This is a genomic window from Streptomyces sp. NPDC104309 (assembly GCF_055584025.1).
Genome location: NZ_JBVJMV010000006.1, coordinates 12,110 through 34,368, shown reverse-complemented (window position 1 = coordinate 34,368; position 22,259 = coordinate 12,110). Strand labels below are relative to the sequence as shown.

The 22,259-nt window shown below is 71.5% G+C and carries 24 protein-coding genes; 17 read left to right on the top strand and 7 right to left on the bottom strand.

Annotated features, from left to right (window positions below; all coding sequences use genetic code 11):
- Positions 1-8 precede the first annotated feature (8 nt).
- Both ACZ68L_RS10675 and ACZ68L_RS10670 read left to right on the top strand, forming a co-directional pair.
- Positions 9-1,103, top strand: coding sequence for an ABC transporter permease (locus tag ACZ68L_RS10675; protein WP_469575964.1), 1,095 nt, complete (start codon positions 9-11; stop codon positions 1,101-1,103).
- Positions 1,100-1,780: an ABC transporter ATP-binding protein gene (locus tag ACZ68L_RS10670; protein ID WP_469575962.1), complete on the top strand. Its 681-nt coding sequence runs from the start codon at positions 1,100-1,102 to the stop codon at positions 1,778-1,780. Before ACZ68L_RS10675 ends, ACZ68L_RS10670 begins: the two co-directional genes overlap by 4 nt.
- A 56-nt stretch (positions 1,781-1,836) precedes the next feature.
- On the opposite strand, the gene ACZ68L_RS10665 is transcribed toward ACZ68L_RS10670, so the two are convergent.
- On the bottom strand, positions 1,837-2,637 hold the full coding sequence (locus ACZ68L_RS10665) for an IclR family transcriptional regulator (protein ID WP_469575960.1): 801 nt from the start codon (positions 2,635-2,637) through the stop codon (positions 1,837-1,839).
- A gap of 361 nt (positions 2,638-2,998) precedes the next feature.
- Here ACZ68L_RS10665 and allB point away from each other — a divergent pair, with 361 nt between their 5' ends.
- From allB to ACZ68L_RS10650, 3 genes are all read left to right on the top strand, one after another.
- Positions 2,999-4,342, top strand: coding sequence for an allantoinase AllB (allB, locus tag ACZ68L_RS10660; RefSeq protein WP_469575958.1), 1,344 nt, complete (start codon positions 2,999-3,001; stop codon positions 4,340-4,342).
- A 2-nt stretch (positions 4,343-4,344) separates the two neighbouring features.
- Entirely contained in the window at positions 4,345-5,460 is a 1,116-nt protein-coding gene (gene alc, locus ACZ68L_RS10655; protein ID WP_469575957.1) for an allantoicase, read from the top strand.
- Between the two features lie 155 nt (positions 5,461-5,615).
- The gene (locus ACZ68L_RS10650) at positions 5,616-5,945 is read left to right on the top strand and encodes a putative quinol monooxygenase (protein ID WP_469575955.1); all 330 of its coding nucleotides are present in this window, start codon (positions 5,616-5,618) and stop codon (positions 5,943-5,945) included.
- Between the two features lie 154 nt (positions 5,946-6,099).
- Here the strand turns inward: ACZ68L_RS10650 and ACZ68L_RS10645 are convergent, their stop codons facing one another.
- Positions 6,100-6,849 carry an SDR family oxidoreductase gene (locus ACZ68L_RS10645; RefSeq protein ID WP_469575953.1) on the bottom strand — a complete coding sequence of 250 codons (750 nt, stop codon included), beginning with the start codon at positions 6,847-6,849 and terminating at the stop codon, positions 6,100-6,102.
- A gap of 392 nt (positions 6,850-7,241) precedes the next feature.
- Between ACZ68L_RS10645 and ACZ68L_RS10640 the strand changes: the two genes are divergently transcribed.
- A complete protein-coding gene (locus ACZ68L_RS10640) occupies positions 7,242-8,165 on the top strand; it encodes a DMT family transporter (protein ID WP_469576402.1) in 924 nt (307 codons plus the stop codon).
- Here ACZ68L_RS10640 and ACZ68L_RS10635 read toward each other — a convergent pair.
- Positions 8,155-8,358 (bottom strand): hypothetical protein, encoded by a 204-nt coding sequence (locus tag ACZ68L_RS10635; protein WP_469575951.1) that lies wholly within the window; start codon positions 8,356-8,358, stop codon positions 8,155-8,157. The two genes, ACZ68L_RS10640 and ACZ68L_RS10635, sit on opposite strands and share 11 nt — an antisense overlap.
- Before the next feature lie 145 nt (positions 8,359-8,503).
- On the opposite strand from ACZ68L_RS10635, the gene ACZ68L_RS10630 reads away from it, so the two are divergent.
- The 4 genes from ACZ68L_RS10630 to ACZ68L_RS10615 all read left to right on the top strand — a co-directional run bounded on the left by ACZ68L_RS10630 (position 8,504) and on the right by ACZ68L_RS10615 (position 12,211).
- Complete coding sequence (locus tag ACZ68L_RS10630; RefSeq protein WP_469575949.1) at positions 8,504-9,721, top strand: sensor histidine kinase; 1,218 nt, start codon at positions 8,504-8,506, stop codon at positions 9,719-9,721.
- A gap of 73 nt (positions 9,722-9,794) precedes the next feature.
- Positions 9,795-10,529: a response regulator gene (locus ACZ68L_RS10625; protein WP_469575948.1), complete on the top strand. Its 735-nt coding sequence runs from the start codon at positions 9,795-9,797 to the stop codon at positions 10,527-10,529.
- A gap of 55 nt (positions 10,530-10,584) precedes the next feature.
- Positions 10,585-11,775 carry a cytochrome P450 family protein gene (locus ACZ68L_RS10620; RefSeq protein ID WP_469575947.1) on the top strand — a complete coding sequence of 397 codons (1,191 nt, stop codon included), beginning with the start codon at positions 10,585-10,587 and terminating at the stop codon, positions 11,773-11,775.
- Between the two features lie 16 nt (positions 11,776-11,791).
- A complete protein-coding gene (locus ACZ68L_RS10615) occupies positions 11,792-12,211 on the top strand; it encodes a PaaI family thioesterase (RefSeq protein WP_469575945.1) in 420 nt (139 codons plus the stop codon).
- Between the two features lie 49 nt (positions 12,212-12,260).
- On the opposite strand, the gene ACZ68L_RS10610 is transcribed toward ACZ68L_RS10615, so the two are convergent.
- Entirely contained in the window at positions 12,261-13,298 is a 1,038-nt protein-coding gene (locus ACZ68L_RS10610) for a Gfo/Idh/MocA family protein (protein ID WP_469575944.1), read from the bottom strand.
- A 137-nt stretch (positions 13,299-13,435) separates the two neighbouring features.
- Here ACZ68L_RS10610 and ACZ68L_RS10605 point away from each other — a divergent pair, with 137 nt between their 5' ends.
- From ACZ68L_RS10605 to ACZ68L_RS10580, 6 genes are all read left to right on the top strand, one after another.
- Positions 13,436-14,194, top strand: a complete 759-nt coding sequence (locus ACZ68L_RS10605) for a GntR family transcriptional regulator (RefSeq protein WP_469575943.1) — start codon at positions 13,436-13,438, stop codon at positions 14,192-14,194.
- Positions 14,195-14,504: 310 nt separating this feature from the next.
- Complete coding sequence (locus tag ACZ68L_RS10600) at positions 14,505-15,518, top strand: sugar ABC transporter substrate-binding protein (RefSeq protein WP_469575940.1); 1,014 nt, start codon at positions 14,505-14,507, stop codon at positions 15,516-15,518.
- A complete protein-coding gene (locus tag ACZ68L_RS10595; RefSeq protein WP_469575938.1) occupies positions 15,515-16,567 on the top strand; it encodes an ABC transporter permease in 1,053 nt (350 codons plus the stop codon). The genes ACZ68L_RS10600 and ACZ68L_RS10595 overlap by 4 nt, the downstream gene beginning before the upstream one ends.
- Positions 16,564-17,424 carry an ATP-binding cassette domain-containing protein gene (locus ACZ68L_RS10590; protein WP_469575937.1) on the top strand — a complete coding sequence of 287 codons (861 nt, stop codon included), beginning with the start codon at positions 16,564-16,566 and terminating at the stop codon, positions 17,422-17,424. Before ACZ68L_RS10595 ends, ACZ68L_RS10590 begins: the two co-directional genes overlap by 4 nt.
- Before the next feature lie 131 nt (positions 17,425-17,555).
- Entirely contained in the window at positions 17,556-18,719 is a 1,164-nt protein-coding gene (locus ACZ68L_RS10585) for an ROK family glucokinase (protein WP_469575935.1), read from the top strand.
- Positions 18,720-18,733: 14 nt separating this feature from the next.
- Positions 18,734-19,324 (top strand): hypothetical protein, encoded by a 591-nt coding sequence (locus tag ACZ68L_RS10580; protein ID WP_469575933.1) that lies wholly within the window; start codon positions 18,734-18,736, stop codon positions 19,322-19,324.
- On the opposite strand, the gene ACZ68L_RS10575 is transcribed toward ACZ68L_RS10580, so the two are convergent.
- The 3 genes from ACZ68L_RS10575 to ACZ68L_RS10565 all read right to left on the bottom strand — a co-directional run bounded on the left by ACZ68L_RS10575 (position 19,297) and on the right by ACZ68L_RS10565 (position 21,127).
- Positions 19,297-19,494: a hypothetical protein gene (locus ACZ68L_RS10575; protein WP_469575931.1), complete on the bottom strand. Its 198-nt coding sequence runs from the start codon at positions 19,492-19,494 to the stop codon at positions 19,297-19,299. The genes ACZ68L_RS10580 and ACZ68L_RS10575 overlap by 28 nt on opposite strands.
- 231 nt (positions 19,495-19,725) lie before the next feature.
- Entirely contained in the window at positions 19,726-20,343 is a 618-nt protein-coding gene (locus ACZ68L_RS10570; protein ID WP_469575930.1) for a hypothetical protein, read from the bottom strand.
- A 31-nt stretch (positions 20,344-20,374) separates the two neighbouring features.
- Positions 20,375-21,127, bottom strand: a complete 753-nt coding sequence (locus tag ACZ68L_RS10565; RefSeq protein ID WP_469575927.1) for a GntR family transcriptional regulator — start codon at positions 21,125-21,127, stop codon at positions 20,375-20,377.
- A 234-nt stretch (positions 21,128-21,361) separates the two neighbouring features.
- Here ACZ68L_RS10565 and ACZ68L_RS10560 point away from each other — a divergent pair, with 234 nt between their 5' ends.
- Complete coding sequence (locus tag ACZ68L_RS10560; RefSeq protein WP_469575926.1) at positions 21,362-22,207, top strand: ribokinase; 846 nt, start codon at positions 21,362-21,364, stop codon at positions 22,205-22,207.
- Positions 22,208-22,259 lie beyond the last annotated feature (52 nt).

Sequence of the window (22,259 nt, the reverse complement as noted above, 5' to 3'; positions counted from 1 at the left end):
CTGGAAGCATGTTCGTCGCATGGAGAGATCTCCGGTTCGCCAAGGGCCGGTTCGCGCTCATGGGCACGGTCGTGGTCCTGATCACGCTGCTCGTGGGCCTGTTGTCCGGTCTCACGGCCGGTCTGGCCAGGGAGAACACCTCGGCCGTCACGGGGCTGAACGCCGACCACCTCGCGTTCGCCGCCCCGCCCGACGGCCAGACGGTGTCCTTCACCGATTCGACCGTCGAGGAGAGTGCCTGGCGGAGCTGGGCGGAGCGGCCCGGTGTGAGCGACGCGGAGCCGCTCGGCATCCGCACCCTCAACGCCGCCGCCGTCGAGGGCAAGCGCACGGCCGCCGTCTCGGCGTTCGGCATCGAGCCGGGCGCGGGACTGGCGCCCGAGGGTGCCGCGTCCGTCGGCACGGGGAAGGTGGTGCTGTCCCGAGGGGCCGCGGACGACCTGGATGCCGGGGCCGGAGACCGGCTGCGCCTCGGCGGCACCGAAGTCACCGTCGCCGCGGTCGCGACGGACGCCTCGTACAGCCATACACCGGTGGTGTGGACCTCGCTCCACGACTGGCAGCGCTTCGGGACCGACGGCGCAGGCCGCGCCCCGCACGCCACGGTGATCGCCCTGACCACCACCGGCGGCGCCGACCTCGCCGCGGGCGACAAGGCGGCGGGCACCAGCACGCTCTCCCTCGGGGACTCCCTCACCGCGATCGGCTCCTATCAGGCCGAGAACGGCTCGCTCCAGCTGATGCGCGGCTTCCTCTTCGCCATCTCGGCCCTGGTCATCGGCGCCTTCTTCACGGTCTGGACGATCCAGCGCAGCGGTGATGTCGCCGTCCTCAAGGCGCTCGGCGCCTCCACCCCGTATCTGCTGCGCGACGCGCTCGGGCAGGCCGTGGTGATGCTCGCCATCGGTACCGGAGTGGGCACCGCGCTCGCCTCCGGCATCGGCGCGGTGGTCAGCGGCGGTGCCGTGCCGTTCGTCCTCGACGCGGCGACCGTCCTCGTTCCGGCCGCCGTCATGATCATCCTCGGTGCCGTCGGGGCGGCGCTGTCCATCCGGCGGATCACCGCCGTCGACCCGCTCACCGCACTCGGGAGTGCCCGATGACCCTGACCCTCGCCGATGTCACCCTCACCTACCCCGACGGCGACGGCCGGCTCACCGCCCTGGACCGGGTCTCGCTGGACGTGCCCGCCGGTTCGCTCACCGCGGTCGTCGGACCGTCGGGCTCCGGCAAGTCCAGCCTTCTCGCGGTGGCGGCGACCCTGGTCACACCGGACGAGGGGCGGGTCGTCGTCGCCGGTACGGACACCGCGGGCCTCGGCCGCGCGGAAAAGGCGGCGCTGCGCCGCGAAAGCGTCGGCATCGTCTTCCAGCAGCCCAATCTGCTGCCGTCCCTCACCGCGGCCGAACAGCTCCAGGTGATGACCCATCTGTCGGGCGGGGCCGCGCGCGGAGCCCGCGGCCGGGCGCTGGAACTGCTGGACGCGGTCGGCCTCGCGGACAAGGCCGACCGCAGGCCCCATCAGCTCTCGGGCGGGCAGCGTCAACGGATCAACATCGCCCGGGCCCTGATGAACGAGCCGGCGGTGCTGCTCGTCGACGAACCGACCAGCGCGCTCGATCACGAGCGGGGGGCCGCCGTGCTCGAACTGCTGGTCACGCTGACCCGGCAGCGGTCGACGGCGACGGTGATGGTCACGCACGACCGGGCCCATCTGGACCGGACGGACCGCGCCGTCACGATGGACGACGGCCGTCTGACGGTGCCCACACCGGCCTGAGACACGTGTGGAGGGGCGGCCCGGCCGCCCCTCCACACGTATCGGCCCCCGGTTTCTCAGCCCGTGGTACCGCTGCTGGCCAGCGCGTCGGACAGCTCCTTCGCGGCCTGCTGCAGAATCGGCACGATCCGCTCCGTGGCCGCCTCCGTCACCCGGCCGGCCGGACCCGAGATCGAAATCGCGGCGGACGTGGGGGAGTCGGGCACCGAGACCGCCAGGCAGCGCACACCGACCTCCTGCTCGTTGTCGTCCACCGCGTAACCGGCCCTGCGGACCTGTTCCAGCGCTTCGAGGAAGCCGTCCGGAGTGGTGATCGTCTTCTCGGTGGCGGCCGGCATGCCGGTACGGGCCAGCAGCGCGCGTACCTCCTCCGGCGGTGTGTGCGCGAGCAGCGCCTTGCCGACCCCCGTGGAGTGGGGGAGCACCCGTCGGCCCACCTCGGTGAACATGCGCATCGAGTGCTTGGACGGCACCTGTGCCACGTACACGATCTCGTCGCCGTCGAGCAGCGCCATGTTCGCGGTCTCGCCGGTCTCCTCGACCAGGCGCGCGAGATACGGGCGGGCCCAGGTGCCGAGCAGCCGCGACGCGGACTCGCCGAGCCGGATCAGGCGCGGGCCGAGCGCATAGCGGCGGTTCGGCTGCTGGCGTACGTATCCGCAGATCACCAGCGTGCGCATCAGACGGTGAATGGTCGGCAGCGGGAGCCCGCTGCTCGCGGCGAGTTCACTGAGCCCGACCTCGCCCCCGGCGTCCGCCATCCGTTCCAGCAGATCGAATGCGCGCTCAAGGGACTGCACACCACCGCTCGAAGCGGCGGGCTTGGAGTCGGATGTGCTGGCGTGGGACGGCGGCACGTCAACGGTCCTTTCGAGGCGGAAGTGCGGGTGCCCCGCCCGGCGAGGCACCCCGCAGCCTACCGGGCGGTTCCCGATCGGCCCACTGCTCCGGGTGCGGCGTCCTGGCCGGTCAGAGCCCGTTTGTCCTGGTGTCTGCAGTCCGGGGGACGGTTCTGCGGTGCCGCACTGGTTCCATGTTACGTTCCGCTCTCCGGAATAGGTCTTTTACTTTGTGGAAATCTCCAGTTGTGGGTGCGGGTGGTCCACCGGTCGTCCCACGAGGAGAGTGGGGTCTTGACGGGTCCGAATCCCGAGTGAAGACTCCTTCAACAGTTCGTTGAATTCGTAGTGGTCGAAAGTCCGAAATGAGGGAGCACGGGTGTCCGGTGCGGACGTGAATCTGGTACTGCGCTCGACGCGTGTCGTCACCCCGGACGGGACGCGCCCCGCAGCGGTCGCCGTCGCCGACGGGAGAATCGACGCGGTCCTGCCGTACGACGGCGAGGTGCCGGCCGGCGCCCGGCTGGAGGACTTCGGCGACGACGTCCTGCTGCCCGGACTCGTCGACACCCATGTCCATGTGAACGACCCCGGCCGCACCGAGTGGGAAGGCTTCTACACCGCCACCCGCGCGGCGGCGGCAGGCGGCATCACCACTCTGCTCGACATGCCGCTCAACTCCCTCCCGCCGACCACCACCGTCGACCACCTGCGCACCAAGCAGCAGGTGGCGGCCCCCAAGGCGCACATCGACACCGGATTCTGGGGCGGTGCGATCCCGTCCAACGTCAAGGACCTGCGACCGCTGTACGAGGCCGGGGTCTTCGGTTTCAAGTGCTTCCTCTCGCCCTCCGGCGTCGACGAGTTCCCGGAGCTCGATCAGGAGCAGCTGGCCCGGTCCATGGCCGAGATAGCCGGCTTCGGCGGGCTGTTGATCGTGCACGCCGAGGACCCGCGCCATCTGGCGTCCGCCCCGCAGCGCAGCGGGCCCGCGTACGCCGACTTCCTCGCCTCCCGGCCCCGTGACGCCGAGAACACCGCGATCGAGGGACTCATCGCACACGCCAGGCGACTGAACGCCCGGGTCCATGTGCTGCATCTGTCCTCCAGCGACGCCCTGCCGCTGATCGCCGCCGCCAAGCGCGAGGGCGTACGGGTCACCGTCGAGTCCTGCCCGCACTTCCTCACCCTCACCGCCGAGGAGGTCCCGGACGGCGCGACGGAGTTCAAGTGCTGCCCGCCGATCCGGGAGGCCGCCAACCAGGACACGCTGTGGCAGGGGCTGGCCGACGGGACGATCGACTGCATCGTCTCCGACCACTCGCCATGCACCACCGACCTCAAGACGCCGGACTTCGCCTCCGCCTGGGGCGGAATCTCCTCCCTCCAGCTGGGCCTTCCCGCCATCTGGACCGAGGCCCGCAGGCGCGGCCACTCGCTCGACGACGTCGTCCGCTGGATGTCGGCCGCCCCCGCGGAGCTGGCCGGGCTGACCCGCAAGGGCGCCATCGAGGCCGGCCGGGACGCCGACTTCGCGGTCCTCGCTCCCGACGAGACCTTCACCGTCGACCCCGCAGAGCTCTTCCACCGCAACCAGGTCACCGCCTACGCGGGCAAGATCCTGCACGGCGTCGTGAAGTCGACCTGGCTGCGCGGTGTACGGATCGCGGCCGACGGCAGCGTCGCCGAACCCACCGGGCGCCTCCTCGAAAGGGAGCACTGACCATGACGGCGACAGCCCGCTTCACCGGCGACGCGAACCCGTACGGCGGCGGTGACCCCTACGCCGACTACCGCACGGCCGTCTTCCCCTTCACCGGCCTCGTCGACCTCGCCGACCGGAGGCTCGGCGCGGGGGTCATCGCCGCCAACGACGAGTTCTTCGCCGAGCGCGAGAACCTGCTGAAGCCGGAGCCCGCGGAGTTCGACCCCGAGCGCTTCGGCCACAAGGGCAAGATCATGGACGGCTGGGAGACCCGCCGACGGCGCGGTGCGGGCGCCGACCGGCCGCACCCCGCGGACGCGGACCACGACTGGGCGCTGGTACGGCTCGGCGCGCCCGGAGTCGTACGCGGCATCGTCGTCGACACGGCCCACTTCCGCGGCAACTACCCGCAGGCGGTCTCCGTCGAGGCGGCCTGCGTCCCCGGCTCCCCGTCACCCGAAGACCTCCTCGCCCCCGAGGTGAAGTGGACAACGCTCGTACCGCGTACGGCCGTCGGCGGACACGCCGCCAATGGCTTCGTCGTCGCGGGCGAGCAGCGCGTCACCCACCTGCGGGTCAATCAGCACCCCGACGGCGGGATAGCCCGACTGCGGGTGTACGGCGAGGTCACCCCCGACCCCGGCTGGCTGGCCGCCCTCGGCACCTTCGATCTGGTCGCCCTGGAGAACGGTGGCACGGTCGAGGACGCCTCCGACCGGTTCTACTCGCCGGCCACCAACACCATCCAGCCGGGCAGGTCCCGCAAGATGGACGACGGCTGGGAGACCCGCCGACGGCGCGACCGGGGCAACGACTGGATCCGCTACCGCCTCGTCGAGCAGGCGGAGATCCGCGCCGTCGAGATCGACACCGCGTATCTGAAGGGCAACTCGGCGGGCTGGGCAAGCCTTTCCGCCCGCGACGGGGAGAGCGGCGACTGGACCGAGGTGCTGCCCCGGACCCGGCTCCAGCCCGACACGAACCACCGTTTCGTTCTGCCCGAGGCGGTGCGGGCCACGCACATCCGGATCGACATCTTCCCGGACGGCGGCATCTCCCGGCTGCGGCTCTTCGGATCACCGACCGAGGAGGGGGCCGCGCGACTGGCCGCGCGCCACCGCGAGCTCGGCGGTTAGGGCCTCTCGTTGGGATCACGCCGGCCTGATCCCAACGAAAGACCCCAGCACCCACCCGGCGGATCGAGGCCGGACCGGGGCGCGTTCCGGTCCGGCCGGCCCCGTCCCGGTGTGCCCGACATGTCCGCGTTCGGGGCTTGTGGGACTCTGATCGCATGATCTTCATCGCCGTCAAGTTCACCGTCCACAGCGCCGACCGCGACAACTGGCTCCCGGCCGTCGAGGACTTCACCCTCGCCACCCGGAAGGAGCCCGGCAATCTGTTCTTCGAATGGTCCTACAGTGTCGAGAACCCGGACGAGTTCGTCCTGCTGGAGGCGTTCGCCTCCCCCGAGGCCGGTCAGGCCCATGTGACGTCGCAGCACTTCGCCGCGGCGATGGACCGGATGGCGGATCTCGTCTCCACGACCCCGGAGATCATCAACGTCGAGGTGCCGGGCGAGGGTTGGTCCCGGATGACGGAGCTCACCCCGCGCTCGCGGTGATCCGCGCGTCGGCGCGTCCGCGTCGCCCGGCACGGACCCACCGACGGGACGGACGCCGACGGGCCCGACCCCCGGGTTCCCCGGTGGCACGCATGGCCCCGGGATCCGGCCGGGGCCATGCGTGCCGGCCGGAATGCCCCCGTCACGCGGCCGGTCAGGCCGCGTGGCCCCCGTCCACCGTCACCTCCGTACCCGTGATGTACGCCGCTTCGGCGCCGGCCAAGTAGGCGATCAGTGAGGCCACTTCGTCCGCCGTGCCGAACCGGTCCAGCGCGGTCGCCGCGAGCTGCCCGGCGGCCATCGGGCCGTCGGCCGGGTTGAGGTCCGTGTCGACCGGGCCGGGCTGGACCAGGTTGACCGTGATGCCGCGCGGGCCGAGTTCACGGGCGAGCGGCTTGGTCAGACCGGCCAGCGCCGCCTTGCTCATCGTGTAGAGGGTGGAGCCTGGACCGCCCGTGTACCGGCTCAGGGCCGTGCCGACGGAGATGATGCGGCCACCGCTCTCCATCAGCCCCGCCGCGGCGCGGCAGGCCAGGAATACCGCCCGTACGTTGACCGCCAGTACCCGGTCAGCGTCGGCGGGGGTGAGGCTGCCGATGGGGCCGAGTACGCCGATGCCCGCGTTGTTGACCAGGATGTCGAGCCGGCCGAACTCCTCGGCGGTACGGTGCACGGCCGCCGGGGCGGCATCCGGGTCCGCCGAGTCGGCTCGCAGGGCGATGCCGCGACGGCCGTACGACTGGATCTCCTTGACGACCGCCCGCGCGCCGTCCTCGTCCCGCACGTACGTCAGCGCCACGTCGGCGCCGTCCCGGGCCAGTCTCAGGGCGGTCGCGGCACCGATGCCCCGGCTGCCTCCGGTGACGAGTGCGGTCCTGGTCGTGCTGCTGTCGGTGCTGGTCATGATGGGTTCCTTGTGCTCGGGTCATTGGTTCGACAGGGACAAGGAAAGTCCTTGTGTCGTACATGCACCGGCGGGAAACGGACATCCAGGTGGGGCGCGCGCCGCCGTCGGCCGGACCGACGGCGCCCGGTCACCTCCGGAGCCGGCCGCGGCCCGAGGTCACTTCCGGAGGTGACGCGGCCGTCCGCCTCCACCCCGCTTCCCCGGACGGCGATCTCCCCTCCTCCGCGTGCGCGGAAGCCGGTTCGACGCAGCGGAACTCCCGCTGGTGAGACAGGTGTTCCTGCCGTAGGGCGCGGCCCGGTACGGTGAGCGCTCCGCGTGTGAGCCGTCGAGGTCTCCCCATGACGCGCGCCCCCTTCCCGTTGTGGAGAACCAGGAGAACCAGCCAGGTGTCCTCGATCGCCGTGCCCTCTCTCGCTCCGCCGCGCCGTGCCTGGCTCACCGATCTGCCCGTACTGCTCGTGGCGGTCGTCTGGGGGTCCAGCTACCTCGCGGCCAAGGGCATCACGACCGTCCAGACCGTCGTCGCCGTCCTCGTGCTGCGCTTCGTCGTCGTGCTGCCCGTGCTGGCCGTGGCCGGCCGGCGCGGCCTGCGGGCACTGAGCGCGGCGCAGTGGCGGGGAGCGGGTCTGCTGGGCCTGGTCCTCAGCGGGATCTTCCTGGTGGAGACATACGGAGTCGTGCACACCTCGGCCACCAACGCCGGGCTCATCATCAGCCTCACGATGATCTTCACCCCGCTCGCCGAGGCCGCCGTGACCCGTGTCCGGCCGCCCAGGGCCTTTCTCGGCGCCGCCGGGCTCTCGGTGGCCGGTGTGGCGCTGCTGACCCAGGGCGGCGGATTCACCAGCCCGTCGGTGGGCGACCTGCTGATGCTCGTGGCCGCCCTCGCCCGTACCGTGCACGTGCTGCTCATGGCCCGCATCAAGTCGGTGCAGGGGGCGGACTCGCTGTCGCTGACCACGGTCCAGCTCGGCAGCGCCGTCGCCGTCTTCGCCGTGCTCGCGGCCGCGCCCGGCACGGGGGAGGCGCCGTGGACGGTGGCCGCGGGCTTCGGGGTCCGGGAATGGGGCGGGCTGCTCTTCCTCTCCGTCTTCTGCACGCTCTTCGCCTTCTTCGTGCAGATGTGGTCGGTGCGCCGCACCTCGCCGTCCCGGGTCAGTCTGCTGCTCGGTACGGAACCGCTGTGGGCCGCCGCCGTGGGCATCGCGATCGGCGGGGAGCGGCTCGGCGTCCTCGGCGCGGTGGGCGCTTTGCTGGTCCTGGTGGGCACCGGCTGGGGGCGCCGGGCGGTGAACCCCGCTACTCCTTGAGCCGGTCGGCCGCCACCATCACCGCCGCACCCGCCACGGCCGGCACGATGTTCACGAAGGTTGCGTAAGGACCGACGAGGTCCAGCCGCCGCACCAGCGCCCAGAACCAGAACCATCCCGTCCATTCGCTGATGAGTCCGGCGACCCCCTGGGCCAAGACGAGAAAGCCGACCGACGCGCAGATCTTCTTCATGGCGGGAGCCTCCCGGCTCCCGTCCGCCCGCCGCGTCGCCCACCGGACTGCCGCACCGCGCCGAAAGTCTCGCGTTCGGTGACTTTGGTGTCCCGCTGTGCCCGGGAGCGTCGGAACCGGTGCCTGACCTGGGTAGTTTTGTCGTATGACGCGTACGGAGTACCCCTGGCTGCTGCCCTCGGCGATGGCCGACCCGGAGCTGCCCGGTGACCAGGACGGCCGCTCACGCCGCACCGTGCGGGACTGGATCGTCGACATCACCGCCTTCCTCTGCGCCGCCGGCATCGGCCTGCTCGCGGCGGCGGCCATCGACGCCGACCACACCACCCCGGACGGCGTCGTCTTCGTCGACTGCCTGATCGGGGCCGCTGCCTGCTGCGCCCTGTGGGTGCGGCGGCGGTGGCCGGTCGGCCTCGCGGTGGGCCTGATCCTGATCTCCGGCGTCGAACCGGTCGCCGCGGGCGCCCTGCTCGTGGCCCTGTTCAGCGTGGCCGTGCACCGGCCGTTCCGCCCCGTGGCGGTCATCGGGGCACTCGCTCTGATCACGGCCCCCGTACAGCCGTATCTGCGTCCCGACCCGGGCACCTCGTTCACCGCGTCCACGATCGTCGGTGTGCTGCTGTCCCTGCTGGTGCTCAGCTGGGGCATGGTCGTACGGTCCAGACGCCAGCTCGTCGTCACGCTGCGCGAGCGGGCCCGCCGCGCCGAGACCGAGGCGGAGCTCCGCGCCGAGCAGGCGCAGCGGCTGGCCCGCGAAGCCATCGCCCGGGAGATGCACGATGTGCTCGCCCACCGGCTGACCCTCCTCAGCGTCCATGCCGGTGCCCTCGAGTTCCGCCCCGACGCACCCCCGGCCGAGGTGGCGCGGGCCGCCGGGGTCATCCGGGACAGCGCGCACGAGGCGCTCCAGGACCTCCGGGAGATCATCGGAGTCCTGCGCAGCCCGGGGGAGAGCGACGACGACCGGCCGCAGCCCACCCTCGCCACCCTGGACTCCCTGATCGCCGAGTCCCGGCTGGCCGGCATGAAGGTCACCCTCGACAGCCGCGTCACCGACCCCGCCGCGGCCCCCGCCGCCACCGGCCGCACGGTCTACCGCATCGCCCAGGAGGGCCTGACCAACGCCCGTAAACACGCACCCGGCACCGAGGTCGGTGTCACCGTTGCCGGCGGTCCGGGTGACGGGCTCACCATCGAGGTACGCAATCCGGCGCCCACCGAACCGTTCGAGCAGGTCCCCGGCTCCGGCCAGGGGCTCATCGGCCTCACGGAACGCGCCACCCTGGCCGGGGGCCGTCTCGATCACGGGCCGGAGCCGGACGGCGGCTTCGGCATCCGGGCCTGGCTGCCTTGGCAGGCCTGAGCGGCACACGGTCCGCGACGGCCGCCGCGGACCGGGGCGCGACAGGGGCCGGGGCCTGGCTACGGTTGTCGTCATGACCACCCCGACGCCCATGGATCCCGTGGCGCAGCCCGTCCGGCTGCTCATCGTCGACGACGACCCGCTCGTACGGGCCGGGCTCGCCCTCATGCTCGGCGGCGCCGACGACATCGACATCGTGGGGGAGGGGGCCGACGGCTCCGAGGCCGTGGATCTCGTCGACCGGCTCCGCCCCGATGTGGTGCTGATGGACATCCGGATGCCGGCCATGGACGGGCTGACGGCGACCGAGGTGCTGCGGACCCGCCCCGACGCACCGGAGGTCATCGTCCTGACGACGTTCCACGCCGACGAACAGGTGCTGCGGGCCATCCGCGCCGGAGCCGCGGGATTTGTCCTGAAGGACACCCCTCCGGCGCAGATCGTCGACTCGGTGCGGCGGGTGGCGGCCGGTGATCCGGTGCTGTCGCCCGCGGTGACCCGCCGGCTGATGGCCCGCGCCGCCGGGACCGGCCCCGGGTCCGGCCGAGGCGACCGGGTGGACCGCGCCGACCGGGCGCGGCAGCGGATCGCGGCCCTCGCCGAACGGGAACGCGAGGTCGCGATCGCCGTCGGACAGGGCCGTTCCAACGCCGAGATCGCCGCCACGCTGTATCTCAGCGTGGCGACCGTGAAGACCCAGGTGTCCCGGATCCTGGCCAAATTCGATTTCAACAACCGTGTCCAGATCGCGCTGTTGGTGCATGACGCGGGCCTGCTCGACGACGACGGCGCGGGCCCGGCAGCTTAGGCTGAACCGGTCGATCGCCAGCGATCGAGCCGATCAGACCGGGAGGGGCGATCCCATGTCCGATGCCAGTGCCCATGTCGATTTCGATCTGCGCGGGGCCAAGGACTTCACCGCGAATCCCTATCCGTACTACGAGAAGTTGCGGGCCACGGGTCCCGTGCACACCGTCCGTACCGACGAATTCGAGCGGATCTGGCTCGTGGTGGGGTACGACGAGGGCCGCGCCGTCCTTGCCGACCAGCGGTTCGGCAAGGCGTGGCAGGGGCTGGTGGACCGGCCCGAGGGGAACGATCCGATCTTCGCCAACATGCTGGAGCTCGACGCACCCCACCACACCCGGCTGCGCAAGCTCGTCACGCGGGAGTTCACCGCACGCCGGATCGAGGCACTGCGCCCGCGCGTCCAGCAGATCACCGACGAACTCCTCGACGCGATGGTGCCGGCCGGGCGTGCCGATCTCGTGGACGCGCTCGCGTTCCCGCTGCCGATGACCGTCATCTGCGAACTGATCGGTGTGCCGGACCTGGACCGCAACACCTTCCGCCGGCTGTCGAACAACATCGTCACCCCGGCCACGCCGCAGCAGGAGCGCGAGGCCGTGGCCGCCATGGGGGCATACCTCGGCGAACTCATCGAGGACAAGCGGTGCTCGCCCGGTGACGACCTGATGAGCGCGCTGGTCAGGGCACGTGACGAGGAGGGGGACGGGCTGTCGCCCGACGAGCTCGTGGGCATGGCCTTCCTGCTGCTCGTCGCCGGGCACGAGACCACGGTCAACCTGATCTCCAACGGGGTACGGGCGTTGCTCGACCACCCGGACCAACTGGCGGATCTCCGTGCGGACTTCGGTCTGATCGACGGCGCGGTCGAGGAGATGCTCCGGTATGACGGACCGGTGGAGACCGCCACGTTCCGCTTCCCCCGCGAAACGGTCGAGGTCGGGCAGCGGGTCATTCCCGCGGGCGAGCCGGTCCTGGTCTCCCTGGCGGGTGCCGACCGCGACCCCGGCCGCTACCCGGAACCGGACCGCTTCGACATCCGCCGCGAGGCCCAGGGGCATCTGGCCTTCGGGCACGGCATCCACTTCTGCCTGGGTGCGCCGCTGGCCCGGATGGAGGGCCGGATCGCGATCCGGTCGTTGCTGGAGCGGTGCCCCGGTCTGGTACTGGACACGGACGGCGGGGAGCCGGACTGGCTCCCCGGCATGCTGATCCGTGGGGTGCGCGGGCTGCCCGTCCGCTGGTGAGGTAAAAAGCTCTGCCATGACGGGACTTGATTTGCAGATGGCGCAGAAGGTGCTCGACAGCCAGCCGTTCAGCGGGCTGGTCGGGGCCAGGATCACCGCCTTCGGGGACGGCGCGGCCACCCTGGAGGTGGACATCCGTCAGGAGCTCCAGCAGCAGAACGGTTTCGTGCACGGCGGGGTCCTGGCCTACGCCGCCGACAACTCGATCACCTTCGCTGCCGGGACGACCCTCGGCCCGGCCGTGCTGACCGGCGGTTTCTCCATCCAGTACGTCCGGCCCGCCACCGGCCGCACACTCGTCGCCCGTGCCGAAGTCGTGCACACCGGCCGCCGCCAGGCCGTGGTCCGCTGCGAGCTGTTCGCCACGGGGGAGGAGGGGACGCGGACCCTCTGCGCGGTCGCCCAGGGGACCGTACTGTCCGCCACACCGTCCTGACACGCCTCCGCCCCGCTCCCGGCCACCGGGGGGCGGGGCGGGGCCGGATTCACCCCGCGGCGTGAGCCCCGGACAGGGCGGCCGCCCCCTCGGCGATCTCGGCGATCGCCACGGGGCGCCGCTCCCGTCGGGACACCTCGCACGCCTCCGCGATCAGCAGCGCGTACCACGCCTCCCGGCCGTCGCACGGATTGGGCAGCTCGCCCCGCACCACCCGTACGAACGCGTCCAGTTCCGCCGCGTACGCCGGAGCGAAGCGCTCCAGGAAGCCCGGCCAGGGGCGGCGCGGCGCGGCGGGGCCCCGAGGCTCCGCCGAGGTGACCGGAGTGCGGTCGTCCAGGCCGACCGTGAGCTGGCCGAGCTCGCCCGCCAGCTCCATCCGCACGTCGTATCCGGCACCGTTGCAGCGGGTGGCCGTCGCCGTGGCCAGCGTGCCGTCGTCGAGGGTCAGCAGGGCCGCCGCCGTGTCGACGTCACCGGCCGCCCGGAACATCCCCGGTCCGGCGTCCGACCCGGTGGCGTACACCTCGGTCACCTCGCGGCCCGTCACCCACCGCAGCATGTCGAAGTCATGGACCAGGCAGTCCCGGTACAGCCCTCCGGAGAGCGGCAGATAGGAGGCGGGCGGCGGTGCGGGGTCCATGGTCATGGCCCGGACGGTGTGCAGCCTGCCCAGCGCCCCGGCCCGCACCGCGGTGCGGGCCGCCTCGTATCCGGCGTCGAATCGGCGCATGAAGCCCAGCTGGAGGACGCTGCCCGCCCGGTCGACCTCGCGCAGCGCGCCCAGCGTCCCCGGCAGGTCCAGGGCGATCGGCTTCTCGCAGAACGCGGGCAGCCCCGCGCGTGCGGCCTGCCCGATCAGATCCGCGTGCGCCGAGGTGGCCGAGGCGATCACCACGGCGTCCACGCCCGCGCCGAACACCTCGGCGGCGCTGTCCGCGGCCCGCGCGCCGAGGCGGTCCGCGACCTCGGCCGCCCGTGCCCTGTCGGTGTCCGTCACCACCAGGGTGTCGACCGCGGGATGGCGGGCCAGCACGCCCGCGTGGAAGGAACCGATCCGGCCGGTGCCGATGAGTCCGATGCGCATGGACCCAACGTGCCGCCCACCGACTGCGCTGTCAACCATATGTCCTGACAAGGCGAGGCTTGTTCGGTGTTCATGCTGTCCGGACAACAGGACGACCGGACTATCGGAGGTTCTGACGTGAGGGATACCCTCCACGCGTGCCCAAACCCACCACCGACCCCGCCGCACTCGAACTCGGTGTGGACCGCACCAGTCCGGTTCCGCTGTACTACCAGCTGGCCCAGCAGCTGGAAGCGGCCGTCGAGCAGGGCCGGCTTGCCCCCGGCAGCCTCCTCGGCAACGAGATCGAGCTCGCGGCCCGGCTCGGCCTGTCCCGCCCCACCGTCCGCCAGGCCATTCAGTCACTGGTCGACAAGGGGCTGATGGTCCGTCGCCGAGGCGTCGGCACCCAGGTCGTGCACAGCCGGGTCCGGCGCCCCCTCGAACTGAGCAGCCTGTACGACGACCTGGAGGCGGCGGGCGGGCACCCCACGACCCGCGTCCTGCGCAACACCGTCGAGCCCGCCGGTACCGGGGTCGCCGACGCGCTCGGGGTCGCCGAGGGCACCGACGTGCACCTCGTCGAGCGACTGCGGTACGCGCACGACGAGCCGCTGGCACTCCTGCGCAACCACCTGCCCCTCGGGATCGTCGGCCTGGAGACCGAACGGCTGGAGACCACCGGCCTCTACCGGATGATGCGCGGCGCCGGCATCACCCTGCACAGCGCCCGTCAGACCGTCGGCGCCCGGCTCGCCACCGCGGAGGAGGCGGCCGCACTCGCCGAGACCGAGGGGGCCGCGCTGCTGACGATGGAGCGCGCCACCTTCGACGACACCGGGCGCGCGGTCGAGTTCGGTTCCCACATCTACCGGGCCTCGCGCTATTCCTTCGACTTCCAGTTGCTCGTACGGTGACGGGGGTCACCCGGACCCGCGACGGATACGGACCCGGGGGAGGGCGGTGGCTCGCGGGACATCGTGCGCGGCGGTGTGAAAGAGACGGCGGCCGGGGCGGGCATCGCGTTCTCCCGCCCGGGGAACGGGGAACGGGGCAGACGGGGAACGGGCCCCGCCCGTCCGGAGGGGCACCAACCGGAACGTCGACCTCCGCCCTGCCGGGCGGAGCCGTCGGCGGCTCGGGGATACTTGGCCGACCGGGCAGGGCGTGAACCGTCCCCGGTCCCATCAGGCAGCACAGCGAGCAGCACAAGAAGGGCATGGCGTCGTGGCAAGGGTTCGGACAGGGGTACGTGCGATGGGCGCCGTGCTTGCGGTGGTGCTCGGGGCTTCCCTCGCGGGATGCAGCAGCACGGGCGGCAAGCGTGCGGAGGAGCGCGCGGCGCGGGCTGCCGCCGAGGGCCGGTCCGCGGTGAACACGCCCCGCTGGACCTTCGCCATGGTCACCCACTCGGGCGACGGCGACACGTTCTGGGACATCGTCCAGCGGGGCGCCGAGCAGGCGGCCGTCAAGGACAACATCAAGTTCCTGTACTCGCACAACGACGAGGCACAGCAGCAGGCCCAGCTCGTCCAGGCGGCCATCGACCAGAAGGTCGACGGGCTGATCGTCACGCTCGCCAAGCCCGACGCGATGAAGGACGTCGTCGCCAAGGCCACCAAGGCCGGTATCCCGGTGATCACGGTGAACTCGGGCTCCGCGGAGTCCAAGCGGTTCGGTGCGCTCACCCATATCGGCCAGGACGAGTCCATCGCGGGTGAGGCGGTCGGCGACGAGCTCAACGCGCGGGGCCGCAAGAAGGCCCTGTGCATCCTGCACGAGCAGGGCAACGTCGGCCACGAGCAGCGCTGCGCCGGGGCGAAGAAGACCTTCGACGGGCAGATGCAGAACCTGTACGTCGAAGGCACCAACATGCCCGACGTCCAGGCGTCCATCGAGGCCAAGCTCCAGGCCGACAAGAACATCGACGCGGTCGTCACGCTCGGCGCGCCGTTCGCGGACGCCGCCGTCAAGGCGAAGGAGACCGCCGGCAGCAAGGCCGAGATCGACACCTTCGACCTGAACGCCAAGGTCGCCACCGCCCTCCAGGACAAGACTCTCGGCTTCGCGGTCGACCAGCAGCCCTACCTCCAGGGGTACGAGGCCGTGGACCTGCTCTGGCTCTACCGCTACAACGGCAATGTGCTCGGCGGCGGCCGGCCGGTTCTCACCGGCCCGCAGATCATCACCTCGAAGGACGCCGCCGAACTCGCCGAGTACACGAAGCGGGGCACCCGATGAGCACGGTGACCGGTCCATCCGTCCCGGTCGCGGCCGACGAGCGGCTGCTGCGCACCTCGCCGCTGCGCAAGCTGCTCGGCCGCCCCGAGCTGGGCTCGGTGGTCGGCGCCGCGGCCGTCTTCATCTTCTTCTCGATCGTCGCCGACAGCTTCCTGCGCGCCTCCAGCCTCGGCACGGTGCTCTACGCGGCCTCCACCATCGGAATCATGGCCGCGCCGGTGGCGCTGCTGATGATCGGCGGCGAGTTCGACCTCTCCGCCGGTGTGCTGGTCACCAGCTCCGCGCTGATCTCGTCGATGTTCAGCTACCAGATGACGGCCAACGTCTGGGTCGGCGTCTTCGTGTCGCTGCTGGTCACACTGGCCATCGGGGCCTTCAACGGCTTCATGCTGACCCGGACCAAACTGCCGAGCTTCATCATCACGCTCGGTACGTTCCTGATGCTGACCGGCCTCAATCTGGGCTTCACCAAGCTGATCAGCGGGACCGTGTCGACCAAGACCATCGGCGACATGGAGGGTTTCGACTCGGCCCGTCAGGTCTTCGCCTCGCAGTGGACCATCGGCGGCGTCGAGTTCAAGGTCACCATCCTGTGGTGGGCGGTGCTCGTCGCGATCGCCACCTGGATCCTGCTCCGCACCCGTTTCGGCAACTGGATCTTCGCGGTCGGCGGCGAGGCCGACGCGGCCCGCGCGGTCGGCGTCCCGGTGATCCGTACCAAGATCGGGCTCTACTTCGGGGTCGCCTTCGCCGCCTGGGTCTCGGGGCAGCATCTGCTGTTCTCGTACGACGTGGTGCAGTCCGGCGAGGGCGTCGGCAACGAACTGATCTACATCATCGCGGCCGTCATCGGCGGCTGTCTGATCACCGGCGGCTACGGCTCCGCGATCGGCTCCGCGGTCGGTGCCTTCATCTTCGGCATGACCAGCAAGGGCATCGTGTACGCGGAGTGGAACCCGGACTGGTTCAAGTTCTTCCTCGGAGCCATGCTGCTCCTGGCCACCCTGCTCAACGCATGGGTACGCAAGCGCGCGGAGGCGACGAAGTGACGGCCCCCCAGGCACCGGCCGACCAGGAGACGCCCCGGCGGGCGCTCGTCGAGCTGGACCGCGTCAGCAAGTTCTACGGCAACATCAAGGCACTCCAGGACGTCTCGCTGGAGGTCCACGCGGGGGAGATCTCCTGCGTGCTGGGTGACAACGGAGCCGGCAAGTCCACCCTGATCAAGATCATCGCGGGGCTGCACCGGCACGATGCCGGAACCTTTCTCATCGACGGCGAGGAGACCACCCTCGCCAACCCGCGCGACGCCCTCGACCGCGGCATCGCCACGGTCTACCAGGATCTGGCCGTCGTCCCCCTGATGCCGGTCTGGCGCAACTTCTTCCTCGGCTCCGAGCCGACCACCGGTGCGGGCCCGTTCAAACGGCTCGACGTGCGGCTGATGCGTGAGACGACCCGTTCCGAGCTGCTGCGCATGGGTATCGACCTGCGCGACGTCGACCAGCCGATCGGCACGCTCTCCGGCGGCGAGCGCCAGTGCGTCGCCATCGCGCGGGCCGTCTACTTCGGCGCCAAGGTCCTCGTCCTGGACGAGCCCACCGCCGCGCTCGGCGTCAAGCAGTCCGGGGTCGTCCTCAAGTACGTCGCGGCCGCCCGCGACGCGGGTCTCGGCGTGGTCCTCATCACGCACAACCCGCACCACGCGTTTCTCGTCGGCGACCGTTTCGTCCTCCTCAAGCGGGGCGCCATGTCCGGCAGCCACACCAGGGCGAACATCACCCTGGACGAGCTGACCCGGCAAATGGCGGGCGGCAGCGAGCTGGAGGAGCTCAGCCACGAGCTGGAACGGGCCCCGGGGCCGACCCGTCTCGGCGGTCACCGCGGCAGCGACGACCTGCGGTAGCCCGGACCGATACCCACGCTCCCCCCACAGGTCCGCCCGCCGCGGCGCCCCAGCAGTGGCAGAATCGAGTCCGACGGGCGCCGTCCGCCGCCGGGAGCACCGCCTCCGGCCCTCCAGACCCCGCAGGGACGATGAGCACGTACCGCGACTTCACACACCGCGGCTCCGCCCGCGCCACCGTCCTGCGGACCGTGGGCACCCGGGAGCGGCGCTCGCACCTCACGGCGCCACGGGTACCCACCGTCGGCATCGACATCGGGGGCACGAAGGTGATGGCCGGCGTCGTCGACGCCGACGGCAACATCCTGGAGCAGTTGCGCACCGAGACGCCGGACAAGTCCAAGAGCCCCAAGGTCGTCGAGGACACCATCGTCGAACTGGTGCTGGACCTCTCCGACCGGCACGATGTGCACGCCGTCGGCATCGGGGCGGCGGGCTGGGTCGACGCGGACCGCTCCAAGGTGCTGTTCGCCCCGCACCTCGCCTGGCGCGACGAACCGCTGCGCGACGCCCTCGCCTCCCGCCTCGTCGTCCCCGTCATGGTCGACAACGACGCCAACACCGCCGCCTGGGCGGAGTGGCGCTTCGGAGCCGGCCGCGGCGAGGACCACCTCGTCATGATCACACTCGGTACCGGCATCGGCGGCGCGATCCTGGAGGACGGTCAGGTCAAGCGCGGCAAGTACGGCGTCGCCGGTGAGTTCGGTCACATGCAGGTGGTTCCCGGAGGGCATCGCTGTCCGTGCGGGAACCGCGGCTGCTGGGAGCAGTACAGCTCCGGCAACGCGCTCGTCCGCGAGGCCAAGGAACTGGCCGCGGCCGATTCCCCGGTGGCCCACGGCATCATCGAGCGGGTCAAGGGGAACATTCCCGACATCACCGGGCCGCTCATCACCGAACTGGCCCGTGAGGGCGACGCGATGTGCATCGAGCTCCTCCAGGACATCGGCCAGTGGCTCGGTGTCGGCATCGCCAACCTCGCCGCCGCGCTCGACCCCTCCTGTTTCGTCATCGGAGGCGGCGTCAGCGCCGCCGACGACCTGCTGATCGGTCCCGCCAGGGACGCCTTCAAACGCCACCTCACCGGTCGCGGCTACCGCCCCGAGGCCCGGATCGCGAAGGCCCAGCTGGGCCCGGAGGCAGGTATGGTCGGCGCCGCCGACCTGGCCCGGCTGGTGGCCCGCAGATTCCGCCGTGCCAACCGTCGCCGCGTCGAGCGGTACGAGCGGTACGCCCAGATCTACGACCAGGCCGCCAGCACCATCCGAAACACGCGCAACACTCGCACCTCCTAGGGATCCCCAGAGACATGACCGCAGCCGAGCACCCCGTCCTGCCGCGCCCGTCCTCGCCGCCCGACGACGACAAGCGGCCGCAGGACCGGCGCCGGATGATCCGCCGCCGTCTGATCACGGCGACCATCATCGTGCTGCTCATCGGCATCCCGGCCGGCTATCTGCTGATCTCCGCCGGACAGAGCCGCCGCTCCGGCCAGAACAAGGAGGCCGAGGCCTCCGTGCAGGGACTGCGCGAGGGCTGGCCGTCCCGGTTGCAGCGCCGGATCTTCGAGCTGCCGATGCCCGGCAACTCCCTGGACGTGCAGTACTACGAGACCAACAACTGGAAGGCCAGCCGGCTGTACGTGGAGTTCCGCACCACGTCCGCCGGGCTCGACCGGTTCCTGAGCCGAATGGGCAGCGGCCGCGCCGCCCTGGAGGCCGGAAAGGTCGGCATCAGCGCCCGCGACCAGAAGATCTCGGGCTGGAGCTTCGGGCCCGGCGTCGAGTGGGCGAGCACCACGCACACCAACGAGCGCCCGCGCCCCACCCAGGACATCACCGTGAACATGACCGATCCGATGAACCCGGTCGTCTACGTCGTGTCCGCGGCGACCCCCTGAACGATCCGGGGGTCGTGCACCCGGTCCCTGTCGATCTCCAGTGGCTGAGGCCGTGACGCCGCTGCGTCCCTCCAGGTCACCTCGCCCACGTCGAGGCCGGCCGATCGCCGGCCCGCCACCCGCTCGACCGGAACGGCAGCCGCCTCGTCGAGATCGACAACTCTCTCCATGAGGGGATCATCCCGCATGGACGCATTCCCGCGGTCCGGTCGTCCGGAGCCCGGACCGCCGGGCGTGGCCGATGCGTGCCCCTGCTTCCCGCGTACGCGCGCTACGGCGCGGCGGACGTGGACATGGCTGTGGCGACGCGTACGCGGCATACGCCGTGGGACCGCCACCGCTCCGCGTACGCGGCAGACGCCGTGGGACCGCCACCGCCGTGCGAGGCGCCCGGCTCCGCGCTACTCGCTCAGCCCCACGACGCCCCAGCCCCGCCGGGTGGCCTCGGTCAGAACGCGACCCCAGTCCTCCAGGAGGTCGGTGAACTCCTCGAAGTGCCCGATCCGCGCACCGGGTACGGCCGCGTACTCGGCGAAGAGCCCGCACAGCCCGCCGAGCCGGGGTCGTACCCGCTCCCAGGTCGCGGCCAGCTCCCGCACGCTGTCGGGCGATCGCGCGAGCAGCACGCCGTAGAAGAGGGCGGGATCGTCGGTGAAGAAGCCCGCGTCCGTGTGCGGTGCCTCACCGTCCGGCCCGTCCCAGATCAGCCCGCACAGCAAGGCGTCCAGCCCGGTCCGGACCTCCGGATCGGCATGCTGGCGGAACTGTTCCCAGCGGTGCCCGGCCCAGAAGTGCGCCTTGAACGAGCCGCAGGTGCCACGGAACTCGTAGCTGTCGAAGAACGCGCCGTCGGGTCCTTTCGGCCGCTCCCATTCGCCCTCTGTGGCGGACTCTTCGCCGCACCACAGCCCCGTCTCATCGGCGTACCAGGCATCCCTCAGCCGGGCCAGCCGCTCGCGGGGAGGAACCTCGCCCAGCCATGACCAGTCGGCGATCAGCACGCTGATGTCCAGTCCCATGGGGGGAGCGTACCGGTCGCCGACAGACCCGTCAGTGACGCTGAGTCAGGTGGATCAGTGGGGCGCCGGCGGGGAGCAGGTACTTCGCGGCAAGGACCGGGCGGGCGTCCGCGGTCACGACCTGGGTGATCAGGATCGCGGGGGTCTCCGGCGGTCGGTCCATGGCCTTGCCCCGCTCCTTGCCGAGGATCGTCGCGCCCAGGGTGCTCTTGGCTCCGAGCGTCAGGTCGTCGGCGGTGGCGAGCAGGAGCGCGAGCATGCTGGTGGACGGCGTCCGTGGGGCCGGCTCGTCGATCGAGTCGAGGAAATCGGGGGCGAGTTCGGCGAGCGTCGACGCGTCGGCCGCCCATTCGTGGGCGAAGCCGGCGGGTACGCCGTCGATTTCGATCAGGGTCTCCCAGAACCAGGCGCGGCTGGTGGGTGGGAGGCGAAGGTGGAAACCGGAGAAGTCGGTCGGCTCGTCGAGTTCGGCGGCGAGTCGGCGGCAGACCGCGGTCCCGGGTCCGAGCAGCGCTTCGACAGGGGCCAGCCGTTCGATCCCGCGGGTGGTGGGGGGCTGGTTCACCCGGCTTCCGACGCCGTGCTTGCGGGTAATGACCCCGTCCTCCTGAAGCAGGATGAGCACCTCTCGCAGGGCGGGGCGCCCGACCCCCAGCTCTGAGGCGAGGACCGGTTCGGAGGGGAGTTTCGTGCCGGGCGGATAGGTGCCGTCATGGATCGCGGCGACGATCCGCTCATAGAGCTCGACCCTCGGCTGACGGCGTCGCGTACGGCCCTGAGCCACCCCGATTCCCCTCTCCTCGGCCGGCGTCCCACCCAGTTGTCGGACGTCTTTCGACTCCGTTGAGCATACTCGCCGCGCCGCCTGCTCGACCTTCCCCCCTTGTCGCAGGCCTTCTGTGGAGTTACTGTCCCTCCAGTCAACGGCCGAGATGTAAGACAACTTGAATTCTGGCCATCATCTCTGCTGCCTGAATCATCAGAAATGGCTCGTTCTTCCTTTGTGAAAGGTCTGACAATGCACGACCAGCGGCCCACTGTTGTGGTGCTCGGGTCACTCAACATCGACCTGGTGACCCGCGTGGCCCGGCATCCCGGCTCCGGTGAGACCGTGCTCGGCCGCGGCCTGACCGCGCTGCCCGGCGGCAAGGGCGCCAACCAGGCGGTGGCCGCGGCACGCGCCGGGGCGCGGGTGAGGATGCTCGGCCGGATCGGCCACGACGACGGAGGCCGCCGCTACCTCGCGGTGCTGGCTGCCGATGGCGTCGACACCGGAGGCGTGGCCCCCACCCCGGGCGAACCCACGGGGCGGGCCCACATAGCCGTCGACGACTTCGGCGAGAACACGATCGTGGTGATTCCCGGCGCCAACGGGGCCGTCACCGAGGCCGACGTCGACCAGGCCGCCGAAGCCCTGGAAGGGGCCCAAGTGCTCCTGCTCCAGTTGGAGACCCCGCTGCCCGCCGTCGTACGAGCTGCCCGGCTCGCCGACCAGGCCGGTGTACGGGTCGTACTCAACGCCTCACCCGCCGCCGCGGTGCCCCCGGAGCTGCTGCGGTCGGCCGACCCCGTGGTCGTCAACGAGCACGAGTGCGAGGCACTCGGCGAGGGCGCCCGGTCGGTGTGCGTGACCCTCGGCGCCCGGGGCGCCCGCTGGGGCGGGCACGAGGCCGTGCCGCCGACGGTGGACGCCGTCGACACCACCGGGGCCGGCGACTGCTTCGCCGGCACCCTCGCCGCCCGGCTCGCCGCCGGGGACTCCTCGGCCGACGCCCTGCGGGCGGCCGTCACAGCGGGTGCCCGCGCGACGACCTGGCGCGGCGCCCAGGGACGGAGCTTCGAGGAGACGGCCGAAGCCCGCTGAACCATCCCGCCAGAGCCGGGGGAGGCGAGGCGCGGCGCCCGCTGCCCGAGCC